Here is a 12,054-nt window from a genome sequence, read left to right as displayed (position 1 = left end):
GATGCCCTCGACGACCCCGGTCGATGCGGCACGCGCCTACATCGAGGCGCTGGCCAGTCACGATGTGTCGGCGGTCCGTCTCGCCGACGGGTGTCGTCGCGTCGAGAACGGCATCCCCACCGGATCGAGCGGGCCCGCGATCATCCGCGATCTCGACCGCAGCCGGAAATATCGGGTGATCAAGCGTGTCGAGATCGCTGAGATCGTGGAGCGCGATCGTGCGGTGCACGCCGACTTCCGGGTGGTCGTGGCACTCGGACTCGCCGCGCGGGTGCGTGAACGATTCGATCTCGACGCCGGCGGCGCGATCACCCGGATCACCGCACGCATCTCGACGCCGCGCCGCCGCTAGGCGCTGTGTCCGAACCGATACCTCGGGCACAGGGTCGCAACTTTCCTCACCCCCTCGCGCGCGGATGGGTATGAATGGAGGCAAGCCCCCGCACACCATCGCTCGACGAGAGGTCCGCGCCATGACCACCTACTCCGAATACTCCGAGGTCCTCGAGGGGAAGTGTCCCTTCGGTGGCAACACGATCGGCGGGGCAGAGACCTCGAAGCCCACGTTGTCGGACTGGTACCCCGACCGCCTGCGCGTGGAGCAGCTCCACGCCGACGGCCCGGCCGCGAACCCGTTGCGCGACTTCGACTACGAGGCCGCCTTCACCGCCATCGACCTCGAGGCGCTGAAGTCCGAGATCAAGGCATTCCTCACGACCTCGGTGTCGTGGTGGCCGTCGGACTACGGCAACTACGGCCCGCAGATGATCCGCATGGCGTGGCACTCCGCGGGCACCTACCGCATCGCCGACGGTCGCGGCGGCGCCGGGCAGGCGCTGCAACGCTTCGCGCCGATCAGCAGCTGGTGGGACAACGGCAACACCGACAAGTCCCGTCGCCTGTTGTGGCCGATCAAGAAGAAGTACGGCAACGCGCTGTCGTGGGCCGACCTCATGATCCTCGCCGGCAACTGTTCGCTGGAGATCATGGGCTTCCCCACGTACGGCTTCGGCGGCGGTCGCCGCGACGCGTGGGAGGCCGACGACGCCACCTACTGGGGTGCGGAGTGGATCGACAACACCAGCCCCGAGTCGTACGACGCCATGGTCGACCGCAGCAAGCGCTGGACCGGGCAGCCCGGCGACGCCGACTACGAGCTCGAGCAGCCGCTCGCCGCGTCGCACCAGGCCCTGATCTACGTGAACCCCGAGGGTCCGAATCAGGAGGGTGACCCCGCCGCGTCGGCCGTCGACATCCGGATCACGTTCGGCCGCATGGCGATGAACGACGAGGAGACGGTCGCGCTGATCGCCGGCGGACACGCGTTCGGCAAGAGCCACGGCAAGGTGCCGTCGGAGGAGATCGGCGCGCCGCCGGACATCGCCCCCATCGAGGCCATGGGTCTCGGATGGCACAACCCCCGCGGTGCGGGCAACGGCGAGAACACGATGACCAACGGCATCGAGGGTTCGTGGACCCAGAACCCGACGCAGTGGGACAACACGTACCTGGAGAACCTCTTCGGATTCGAGTGGGAGAAGACCCAGAGCCCGGCCGGCGCCCTGCAGTGGACGCCGGTCGACCCGAACGCCCCGAAGACCCCCGACGCCCACATCGAGGGTCGCAGCGAACCGCTCATGATGATGACGAGCGACATCGCCCTCAAGGTCGACCCGGTGTATCGCGAGATCTGCCAACGGTTCCTGTCCGATTTCGACTACTTCACCGAACAGTTCTCCAAGGCGTGGTTCAAGCTGACCCACCGCGACATGGGACCGAAGTCGCGCTACCTCGGCCCCGAGGTCCCCGCCGACGACTTCTCGTGGCAGGACCCGCTGCCCGCCGCCGACGGCCCGGCCCTCGGTGACTCCGACATCGCCGCCCTCAAGCAGGCCATCGAGGCGTCGGGACTGTCGGTGTCCGACCTCGCCTACACGGCGTTCTCGTCGGCGGTCACCTTCCGCATCTCCGACAAGCGTGGCGGCGCGAACGGTGCCCGCCTGGCGTTGGCGCCGCAGAAGGACTGGGCCGTCAACGCCCGCACCGTCGATGTCGTCGCCGCGCTGCGCGGCATCGCCGACTCGAGCCCGACGCCGGTCAGCCTGGCCGACGTCATCGTCCTCGGCGGCTGCGTCGCGGTCGAGAAGGCCGCGGCCGCAGCGGGGGTCACGGTCACCGTCCCGTTCACCCCCGGACGTGTCGACGCCTCCCAGGAACAGACCGACCCGCAGCAGTTCGCGTGGCTCGCACCGGTCGTCGACGGGTTCCGCAACTACGTGCTGCCCGAGTACCACTCGGTGTCGTCGGTGGCGCCCGAGCGCATGTTCCTCGACCGCGCCGCGCTCCTGGATCTCTCGGCGCCGCAGTGGGTCGCACTCACCGGCGGTCTCCGGGTCCTGGGCTGCAACCACGACGGTTCGTCGACGGGTGTCTTCACCGACCGCGTCGGGACGCTGAGCACCGACTTCTTCGACGCGGTGACGAGCATGGACTACGTGTGGAATCCCGTCGCGGGGTCCGATGGCGCGTCGGGTCCGACGGCGTTCACCGTCGACGACCGCGACACCGGTGAGACCCGGTTCCAGGCGTCGCGCAGCGACCTGCTGTTCGGGTCGAACTCGCAACTGCGCGCGGTCGCCGAGGTCTACGCCGGCAGCGACGGCCAGGAGCGGTTCGTGCACGACTTCGTCGCGGTGTGGGACAAGGTGATGATGTCCGACCGCTACGACGTCGTGAAGGGCTGATCGGGTCTACAGGACCGCGAACAGCACCAGTGCGACGACGGCGAACACCGCCTGCGTCGCGGCGGCGCGCAGATACGACAGTCCTGTCGTGAGCAGTACTGCCGCCGCCGCGACGATGCACGCGCAGCAGAAGACCACGAGCGCGGTACCGACGCTGCCGCCCACCGCGATGCCGATGACGATGCCCAGGGCGAGGAAGAGGTTGTAGAAGCCCTGGTTGTAGGCCATCGACTGGGTGGCCGCGGCCTCGTCGGCGGAGGCGAGGCCGAAGCGGCGGTACACGGCCGGTCGTGTCCACAGCACGGACTCCATCACGAAGATGGCGACGTGCAGGACCGCGGCCAGGGCCGCGAAGACCGCGGCGGCGACGGGCACGTCAGGCCTGGGCGCCCGGTGCGCGGACCACCATCGGGACGCCGGGGAACTGCGACGCCATCTCCGACCGCGACGCGCGCAGAGCGGCTGTGCCGTAACCCTTCTTGCGGTGCTCGGGGCGGATCCAGATGCGGACGTTGACCTCGCCGTCGACGAGCTCGCCGAACACCAGGCCGATCTTCTCCGAGCCCTCGTGCGCGACGAACCACGCCGCCTCCTCGGCGAACATGCGATCCGAGGCGGAGGCGATCTCGTCGTCGAGGCCGGCCGCGGGCTTGCCCGACCCGTCGCCGGCTGCGCCGATCTCGGCGGTGCGCGCAGAGAACAGATCGGCGTCGGCCGAGGTGTCGAACTGCCGCAGCGTGACCGAGTCGCCGGTCGCCGCGGGACGCTCGGTGAGGGTGAAGGTGAGCTGGCTGTCGAGATCCTCGAGCTCCGCCTGGTTGGCGCGCCGAGCCTCGACGGTCAACTGCTCGAACGACATTCCCATCACGGCCTCGGCGCCGAGGGCCGACACCGACAACAGCTCGGCGATGGCGGTCACCGACGCGGCGCGGTCGGGCGCGTCGACGATGGCGTCGAGCACCTCGTGGCGACGCTCGAATGCGGACGACAGGGCAGTGGTGATCTCGCGACGGGTCGCGGCACGATCGTGATCGGTCATGGCGTCATCGTAGATCAGCGGCACCGGACGCAGAGGGGTGTCGCGTCAGGCGGAGACGGCCTTCTCCAGTTCGGTCAACGAGTCCTCGATGTGATGGATGAGGCGCTGCAGGCTGGGCAGCGTCTGGCGGCATCCGATGATCCCGAAGTCGAGCTGATCGTCGTTGCTCGTCAACGTGATGTTGAGGGCCTGACCGTCGAGGACGATCGACGCCGGGTAGACGCCGTCGAGACGAGAACCGTTCCAGTACATGCGTTTCTGCGGACCGGGCACGTTGGAGATGATGACGTTGAACGGCGGCTTGGTGAGGCTCACGAACCCCGGCACCGGCGAGAGCGCCAGCGCCGACATGTTCACCGCGCTCAACAACAGGATCTGCGTGGGGCTCAGTTCCTTCATCAGGTTCTTCGAGGCCTGCACCGACTCGCGGATCGCCATCAGGCGATCGACCGGGTCGTCGACGTCGGTCGCCAACGAGGCGATGACGGCGCCGACCGCGTTGCCGCCGCCGTCGGCGGACTCACCCGGCCGCAACGACACCGGGACCATGGAGGTGAGCGACTTCTCCGGCAGCTCACCGAGTTCGGTGAGGTAGCGGCGCAGTGCGCCGCTGCACATCGCGAGCACGACGTCGTTGAGGGTCGCGCCCACGGCGTCGCCGACGGCCTTGACCCGTTCGATCTCCCACGACTGCGCGACGAAGCGCCGGGCGCCGCCGATGGGGGTGTTGAAGATCGTGCGCGGGGCGTCGAGCGGGGTGGTGAAGTTGTGGTCGCCGAGGGCCTGTCGCAGCATCTTCAGGCCGGCGGGTACGAGACCCGCGGCGGTGGTGCCGAGGGAGAACGCATCGCCGACGAGCGCGAGCGGGTTCCGCGAACCGCCGCCGGAGGGCTTGGGGCGACGTTCTTTCGGGGTCCACGGCACGCGCAGCTCGGTGTCGTTCGGGTCCTCGGTGAGGGTGTTCTGCATGTTGCGCAGCGCCGAGACGCCGTCGAACAACGAGTGGTGCACCTTGGTGTAGACCGCGAACCGGCCGTCCTCGATGCCCTCGACCACGTGCATCTCCCACATGGGGCGATGCCGGTCGAGAAGGGTTCCGTGCCAGCGCGAGGTCAGCTGGAACAGCTCGCGGATGCGGCCCGGGCGGGGGACCGCCGAGTGTCGGATGTGGTAGTCGAAATCGATCGTCTCGTTCTGCGCCCACCACAGGTTGCCCACCGAACTCACCGGGTCGGCCGGGCGCATCGCGAAACGGGACGAGACCTCGGTCCGTGACCGGATCTCGCTGATCATGTTCATCACGTAATCGGGCCCGGCGCCCTCGGGTGGGGTGAACAGCTGCAGTCCACCGACATGCATCGGGTGCTCGCGTGATTCGGCCAGCAGGAACATGGCGTCTGTCGGTGGCATGTAGTTCACCCGTGCCATTGTGGCCGTTCCCCGACGACGCCGACGTGGTTTCCGCAACGTGTGACCGAAACGATCGGCCACGACGAACATTGTCGGATTCAGCCCGCAGGTTCGCAGATCACCAGCGGGATCGTGCGGTCGGCCCACTCCTGATACTGGTCGACGTCGGCGTAGATCTCGGCGTATCGCGGCCACAGTCGCTCGCGTTCGGCGGGGTCGGCGGTGCGTGCGATGTACCGCCGGGTGTCGTTCTTGATCTGGATCGTCACGTCCGGGTCGGCGACGAGGTTGAGGTACCAGAGCGGGTTGTTCTTCCGGCCGCCCTGCGAGGCGATCAACACCACCGCGTCACCGTCGCGCAGACACAGCAGCGGCACCGTGCGCTTCTCGCCGGTCTTGCGGCCGGTCGTCGTCAACAGGCACACCGGTACCGGTTTCCGGAAGCCGCCACCGATGCGCCACTTCGCGCCGAGTCGACCGCCGGTCGCCTTGTAGAGGGCGGTGTTGGCCCTCGATCCCCACTTGAGGATCGCCCCGACCGCCGCCGAGTCGAGGGCATCGGGCTTCGCGCGGGGCGTGTCTTTACTGCGGTTCTCGGCACTCATTGGAACAGTCTCTCAGATTCGTTCCAAGATCGTCCCGGTCGACAGGGCCCCGCCGGCGCACATGGTGATGAGCGCGGTCTGCGAGTCGCTGCGCTCGAGTTCGTGCAGCGCGGTGGTGAGCAGTCGCGATCCCGTGCTGCCGACCGGGTGTCCGAGTGCGATCGCCCCGCCGTTCACGTTCACGCGGTCCATGTCGGGCTTGTGCACCGACGCCCAGCTCAGGAGCACCGAGGCGAACGCCTCGTTCACCTCGAAGCGGTCGATGTCGGAGATCGACATCCCCGCCTTCGCGAGCACCTTCTCGGTCGCCTGCACCGGGCCGTCGAGGTGGTAGTACGGCTCGGCGCCGACGAGGACCTGCGCCCGCAGGCGGGCGCGCGGTGTGAGACCCAGGGCCCGGGCCTTGCTCTCGTCCATCAGCAGCACCGCCGCGGCACCGTCGGACACCTGCGACGACGTCCCCGCGGTGTGGATCCCGCCGTCGATGACGGGCTTGAGGTTCGCGAGCGATTCCAGGGTCGTGTCGCGCAGCCCCTGATCGCGCGTCACATCGAGCATCTCGCCGGTCAGCTCGCCCGACTTCGCGCGTTCGGGTGCCTTCATCGCGATGACCTCGCGGTCGAACCGCCCCTCGTCCCAGGCCTGCTTGGCCAGCCGTTGGCTGCGCTCGCCGAGGGCGTCGGTGTCGGCGCGGGTGATGCCGCGGCGGGCCGCGATCCGCTCGGCGGCGGTGAACTGATCGGGCATGTCGATGTCCCACGACGCGGGACGGCGTTCCCCGGCACCCTCGAGCATCACGTTGGCGCCCAACGGGACCTGCGACATCGCCTCGATGCCGCAGGCGATCCCGACGTCGATGGTGTCGGTGGCGATGAGGCCGGCCACGAGGTGGTTGGCCTGCTGCGCCGATCCGCACTGGCAGTCGACGGTGGTGGCGCCGGTCTGCCACGGGAGTCCGGCGTGCAGCCAGGCGGTGCGGGTGATGTTGTTCCCCTGCGCGCCGACCTGCATGACGCACCCGCCGATCACCTGCTCGACGAGGGCCGGGTCGATCTCCGCACGCTCGATGACGCCGCGCTGGGCCGCTCCCAGGATCTCGGCGGCGTGCAGCCCCGACAGCCACCCGGCCCGCTTCCCGATCGGGGTCCGTACTGCCTCGACGATCACCGGCACGCCCATCGTGGATCCTCTTCTCGATCATCTCTGTATCGGTTGTCTGGCAAAACTAGAACAAGTTTCCATTCGAGTCCATCTCGGCGCCGCCAACCCATGGTCAAGCTGGGCAAACAGTGTTTCAATCGAAACTGCAACACGTTCACCCAGACCTGAAGAGGTGGTCGCAGTGACCAGCACACAGAATTCCTGTCCCGTGTTCGGCGACGGGTTCGACTTCACCGACCCCGACCTGCTGCAGAAGGGGATCCCCGCCGAGCTGTTCGCGCAGCTGCGCCAGACCGCGCCGATCTGGTGGAACGCCCAGGCCGACGGCAAGGGTGGCGGGTTCCGCGACGGCGGCTACTGGGTGGTCACCAAACACGAACACATCCGTGCCATCTCGAAGAACAACGAGCTGTGGTCGGCCAACGACAACGGCGTGATCATCCGGTACGACGACGACATGGATCCCGAACAGCTCGAGATCACCAAGGCGCTGGTCATCAACCACGACCCGCCCGAGCACACGCGTCTGCGCAAGCTGGTGTCGAAGACGTTCACCCCGAAGGCGGTGCACGCGCTCGAGGGGGGCCTCGCCGACCGGGCGCGTCAGATCGTCACCGAGGCCGCGGCCAAGGGCGGGGTCGGCGACTTCGTCCACGACGTCGCCGTCGAGCTCCCCCTGCAGGCGATCGCCGATCTGCTGGGCGTGCCGCAGGAGGACCGGCAGAAGTTGTTCGCGTGGTCGAACGCGATGATGAACTACGACGATCCCGAGTTCGCCGACGACGGTCAGATCGCGGCCGCGGAGATCCTCGGCTACGCCTACCAGATGGCCGAGGCGCGCAAGGCCTGCCCGATGCACGACATCGTCACCGAGCTCGTGCACGCCGACATGGACGGTCTCGCCCTCGACGAGATCGAGTTCGGCTACTTCTTCATCATGTTGACCGTCGCCGGCAACGAGACGACCCGCAACGCGATCTCGCGCGGCATGGACGCGTTCCTCGACCACCCCGACCAGTGGGAGCTGTTCAAGCGCGAGCGGCCCACCACGACCGCCGACGAGATCGTCCGCTGGGCCACGCCGGTCAACTGCTTCCAGCGCACCGCGCGCCGCGATCTCGAGCTCGGGGGCGTGCAGATCCGCAAGGGCGAGCGGGTCGGGATGTTCTACGGCTCCGCCAATTACGACGAGGCGGTGTTCGTCGACCCGTTCACCTTCGACATCACCCGGGATCCCAACCCGCACGTGGGGTTCGGCGGCCACGGCGCCCACTACTGCGTGGGCGCGAACCTGGCCCGCATGGAGATCAACCTCATCTTCAACGCCATCGCCGACCACATGCCCGACATCACCAAGGTCACCGATCCGCGCTACCTGCGCCACGGATGGATCAACGGCATCAAGGAGATGCAGGTCCGCTACACCTGAGCCTCGACACCGCGCCGGTGCGGTGGCAGATTGTTCGCCATGCGCATGTTCGGTCGTCTCGCCGTCGTCCTCGTCTCGGTGTCCCTGATCTCAGGGGTGCTCGCCGCGTCGGCGAGCGCGGCGCCGCAACCCATCTCGATCGACGCGCAGATCGTGGCGTCGGCGAAGCGGGCCGAGACGACCATCGGGGTGTGGGCTCGTGACCTGCGGACGGGTCGGGTGATCGCGGCGGTGAACGCCGGTGAGCGGTTCCCGGTCCTGTCGATGTCGAAGGTGTACCTCGCCGCGGCCGTCCTCGACGCCGCACGCCACGGACGCCTCTTGCTGACCAGGCCGGTACCGGTACGCGCGAGCGACATCGTCGCCAACTCGCCGGAGACCGGGAAGCACGTCGGCGGGACCATGACCTATCCCGAGATCGCCGTCGCCGCACTGCAGCTCAGCGACAACACCGCGGCGAACCTCATGTTCGCCGCGATCGGCGGCCCGCGCGCGCTGACCGCGTTCGCCCGCAGTACCGGCGACCCGGCCACGCTGATGGTGCGACAGGAGACGGCACTGAACACCGCGTTCCCCGGCGACGTGCGCGACACCACCGTCCCGCAGGCGTGGGCCGCGGGCCTGCGGGCGGTCATGGTGGGCACCCGTCTCGATCCGCGGGATCGCACCACACTCGTCGGGTGGATGCGCGGAACCCGCACGTCGGACAAGCGGTTCCGAGCCGATCTGCCCGCAGGGTGGACCACGGCGGACAAGACGGGGACCGGCGACTACGGCAGCGCCGACGACGCCGGACTCCTCATCGGACCAGGCGGCCGACGCATCCTGCTGGTCGTGCAGACCCGCAACGCCCGCGACGTCCCCGACGCCACGGCCGCCGACACGGTGATCGCCCGGGTGGCGTCGCTCGTCGCGCGCGCCGCCTGAAGGCTCTCACTCGGGCCGGAGGGACTCCATCGTCTTCTGGACCTCCCAGAAGGCGCGCAGGGCGACGAGCTTGCCGCTCGCATCGGCGCGATAGGTGAACACACCGCGCGAGGTGGTGACATGGCCGCCGATGTGGCTGACGATGCGCCCGATGTAGGCGACCTCGTCGCCGCAGATGATCTCCTCGTCGAACTCGAAATCGAGCCGCTCGGTGGTCGCGATCGTCATGTCCCAGAACGCCGAGATGGCGTCGCGGCCACGGTGGCCGGCACCGTGCTCGTCGAACATCGACGGGCCGACGGGATCCTCCACCACGGCGTCGTCGGCGAAGTTGTCCAGCCACCCCTGCTTGTCGCGGACGGCGACCATCTCCCGCGAGATCCTGCCCGCCACCACGGCCGGGTTGTTCTCGCGATCGATGTCGAAATAGGCGGGCTTGTTCGCTGCTTCGTTGCTCACGGCTTCTCCGCACCCACTGTGACATCGAGTCGTGGGCTGCTCCGAAACTCCGTCGTCGACATCATCACGGCTTCTCCGCACCCACGAGCCACATGGAGAAGTACTGCGACCCACCGCCATAGGCGTGGCCGAAGGCCTTGCGGACGTCGGGGACCTGGTGATCGCCCGCCTTGCCCTGCACCTGGATCGCCGCCTCGGCGACGCGGATCATGCCCGACGCCCCGATGGGGTTGGACGACAGGACGCCGCCGGAGGTGTTGACCGGCATGCGTCCGCCGAAGTCGGTCTCGCCCTTCTCGGTGAGCTTCCACCCCTCGTTCTGCTCGGCGAAACCGAGGTTCTCCAACCACATCGGCTCGAACCACGAGAAGGGGACGTAGATCTCGGCGGTGTCGACCTCCTCGAGGGGGTCGGTGATACCGGCGGCCTTCCACAGAGCTGCCGAGGCGTCACGACCGGCCTGCGGGCTCACCTGGTTGCGGTGGGCGTACGACAACGGTTCGGTGCGCATCGCCGTGGCGTGGATCCACGCGACCGGAGTCCCCGCCGCGACGGCGTCGTCGGCGGCTTTCTCGTCGCCGATGACCACCGCACATGCGCCGTCCGACGAGGGACAGGTCTCGTCGTAGCGGATCGGGTCCCACAGCATCTGCGAGGCCATCACCGACTCGACGCTGATGTCGGGCTGGTGCAGATGTGCGAGGGGGTTCTTGGCGCCGTTGCGGCGATCCTTCGCCGCCACCATCGCGCCGATGTGCTCGGGTGCGCCGGACTGCCGGATGTAGGAGCGCACGTGGGGAGCAAAGAACCCGCCGGCCCCCGCGCCGACCGGCATGGTGAACGGGACGGGGATCGACAACGCCCACATGGCGTTCGACTCCGACTGCTTCTCCCACGCCACCGCGAGCACCCGGCGATGCACACCGCTGCTGATCAACGACGACGCCACCACCGCGGTCGACGCACCCACCGACCCGGCGGTGTGCACGCGGATGAGTCGCTTGCCGACGGCACCGAGGTGCTCGGCCATCGCGAGCTCCGGCATCATGGCGCCCTCGAAGAGGTCGGGCGCCTTGCCGACCACCACGGCGTCGATGTCGTCCATCGTGTAGCCGGAGTCGGCGAGCGCGGCGTCGATGGCCTCGCGGCACATCCCGGCCATGGTCACGTCGTGTCGCTTGGCCACGTACTTGGTCTGGCCGGTCCCGATGACCGCCGCGCGATTGCGCCCCATCAGTTCTCATCTCCCGCAGCAGCATCGCTCGAGAGCGCCACCACCATGTTCTGTTGCAGCAGTGGACCGCTGGTGGCGTGGGCCACCGCGGTGTTCGCCTCGCCGGCGAGGATGGACGAGGCCGCGAAACCGACCCGCTCGAGTCCTGCGGCGAACATCGGGTTGGCGGCCAGGGCGCCGCCGGACGGGTTGATCCGCACCGAGTCGGGCAGCTTCATCGCCCTGCGCAGGATCAGCTCCTGATGAGTGAACGGCGCGTAGATCTCGGCGACGTCGACCGCGCGGTGGTCACCCAGCGCGGCGTCGGCCGCCAGCCTCGTCGACGGGGAGTCGGTGAGGTCGCGGGCACCGAAGTTGGGCGAGTCGATGCGGTGGTCCCATCCGGTGATCCACGCCGGGTTCGCGACCAGTTCGCGTGCACGGTCCTCGGAGGCGAGGATCACCGCGGCCGCGCCGTCGGTGTAGCGCGAGAGGTCGTGCGCACGAAGCGGATCGGCGACCAGGGGAGCGGCGAGCAGCTCGTCGACCGAGGCGCCGGTGGTGCGCGCGGCGACCGCGGCCATGTCGGCCTCGGTCCAGGCCACCGACTCCAGTCCGGTGCGGGCCTGCAGTGCGGCCAACGACCGCGCGTCGGGCCACAGAGGCGCGACGGTGTACGGGTCGGTCTGCAGTGCGAGGGTGAGATCCATGGTGCCGGCGGAGGTCTTGCCGAAACCGTAGGCCAGGGCGAGGTCGACCTCGCCGGTGGCGATCTTCACCCACGCCTCGTACGCCGCCCACGCGGCGTCCATCTCGACGTGTGATTCGTTGATCGGCGGCACCGCGCCGATCGAGTCGATGGCGGAGATGAACGAGAAGGCCCGTCCCGCCAGGTAATCCGACGATCCGCTGCACCAGAAGTCGATGTCGGTGCGACTGATGCCGAGCTCGGCGTAGAGCTTCGCGAAGCAGGGCATCAACATCTCGACGCCGTTGGTGGTGCCGAACGTCTGCTCGACGTGGGGGCTGTGCGCGAAACCGATGATCGCGATACGGGGCATGGTCAC

12 protein-coding genes are annotated in these 12,054 nt (G+C 68.5%); 4 read left to right on the top strand and 8 right to left on the bottom strand.

From position 1 onward, the window contains the following. Nucleotide 1 precedes the first annotated feature (1 nt). Both ASG12_RS19680 and katG read left to right on the top strand, forming a co-directional pair. Nucleotides 2–352 carry a hypothetical protein gene (locus ASG12_RS19680; protein WP_055793356.1) on the top strand — a complete coding sequence of 117 codons (351 nt, stop codon included), beginning with the start codon at nucleotides 2–4 and terminating at the stop codon, nucleotides 350–352. Nucleotides 353–473: 121 nt separating this feature from the next. Then, nucleotides 474–2,744 (top strand): catalase/peroxidase HPI, encoded by a 2,271-nt coding sequence (katG, locus tag ASG12_RS19675; RefSeq protein ID WP_055793353.1) that lies wholly within the window; start codon nucleotides 474–476, stop codon nucleotides 2,742–2,744. 6 nt (nucleotides 2,745–2,750) lie between these two features. Here the strand turns inward: katG and ASG12_RS19670 are convergent, their stop codons facing one another. From ASG12_RS19670 to ASG12_RS19650, 5 genes are all read right to left on the bottom strand, one after another. Continuing rightward, nucleotides 2,751–3,119 (bottom strand): DUF1304 domain-containing protein, encoded by a 369-nt coding sequence (locus ASG12_RS19670; protein WP_045824383.1) that lies wholly within the window; start codon nucleotides 3,117–3,119, stop codon nucleotides 2,751–2,753. Between the two features lies 1 nt (nucleotide 3,120). Continuing rightward, nucleotides 3,121–3,783, bottom strand: a complete 663-nt coding sequence (locus ASG12_RS19665; RefSeq protein WP_055793902.1) for a GNAT family N-acetyltransferase — start codon at nucleotides 3,781–3,783, stop codon at nucleotides 3,121–3,123. Nucleotides 3,784–3,828: 45 nt separating this feature from the next. Continuing rightward, nucleotides 3,829–5,193, bottom strand: a complete 1,365-nt coding sequence (locus ASG12_RS19660; RefSeq protein ID WP_055793900.1) for a WS/DGAT/MGAT family O-acyltransferase — start codon at nucleotides 5,191–5,193, stop codon at nucleotides 3,829–3,831. 98 nt (nucleotides 5,194–5,291) lie between these two features. After that, the gene (locus ASG12_RS19655; RefSeq protein WP_055793350.1) at nucleotides 5,292–5,798 is read right to left on the bottom strand and encodes a nitroreductase family deazaflavin-dependent oxidoreductase; all 507 of its coding nucleotides are present in this window, start codon (nucleotides 5,796–5,798) and stop codon (nucleotides 5,292–5,294) included. A 12-nt stretch (nucleotides 5,799–5,810) separates the two neighbouring features. Further along, nucleotides 5,811–6,977, bottom strand: coding sequence for a steroid 3-ketoacyl-CoA thiolase (locus tag ASG12_RS19650; RefSeq protein ID WP_055793347.1), 1,167 nt, complete (start codon nucleotides 6,975–6,977; stop codon nucleotides 5,811–5,813). A gap of 154 nt (nucleotides 6,978–7,131) precedes the next feature. On the opposite strand from ASG12_RS19650, the gene ASG12_RS19645 reads away from it, so the two are divergent. Together ASG12_RS19645 and bla are read left to right on the top strand one after the other, a co-directional pair. Next, nucleotides 7,132–8,388, top strand: coding sequence for a cytochrome P450 (locus tag ASG12_RS19645; RefSeq protein ID WP_055793344.1), 1,257 nt, complete (start codon nucleotides 7,132–7,134; stop codon nucleotides 8,386–8,388). A gap of 39 nt (nucleotides 8,389–8,427) precedes the next feature. Continuing rightward, a complete protein-coding gene (gene bla, locus ASG12_RS19640; protein ID WP_055793341.1) occupies nucleotides 8,428–9,315 on the top strand; it encodes a class A beta-lactamase in 888 nt (295 codons plus the stop codon). A gap of 6 nt (nucleotides 9,316–9,321) precedes the next feature. Here bla and ASG12_RS19635 read toward each other — a convergent pair whose 3' ends face one another. The 3 genes from ASG12_RS19635 to ASG12_RS19625 form a co-directional block, all read right to left on the bottom strand. Further along, nucleotides 9,322–9,774, bottom strand: a complete 453-nt coding sequence (locus tag ASG12_RS19635) for a nuclear transport factor 2 family protein (RefSeq protein ID WP_055793337.1) — start codon at nucleotides 9,772–9,774, stop codon at nucleotides 9,322–9,324. A 64-nt stretch (nucleotides 9,775–9,838) separates the two neighbouring features. Then, nucleotides 9,839–11,008: a thiolase domain-containing protein gene (locus ASG12_RS19630; protein WP_055793334.1), complete on the bottom strand. Its 1,170-nt coding sequence runs from the start codon at nucleotides 11,006–11,008 to the stop codon at nucleotides 9,839–9,841. After that, nucleotides 11,008–12,054, bottom strand: a complete 1,047-nt coding sequence (locus tag ASG12_RS19625; RefSeq protein ID WP_055793331.1) for a thiolase domain-containing protein — start codon at nucleotides 12,052–12,054, stop codon at nucleotides 11,008–11,010. Before ASG12_RS19625 ends, ASG12_RS19630 begins: the two co-directional genes overlap by 1 nt.

Source organism: Williamsia sp. Leaf354 (genome assembly GCF_001424365.1).
In the GTDB taxonomy this organism is placed as follows: Bacteria; Actinomycetota; Actinomycetes; order Mycobacteriales; family Mycobacteriaceae; genus Williamsia_A.
Note: the sequence above shows the minus strand (reverse complement) of the source record. Positions and strands in the feature narration are given on the sequence as shown.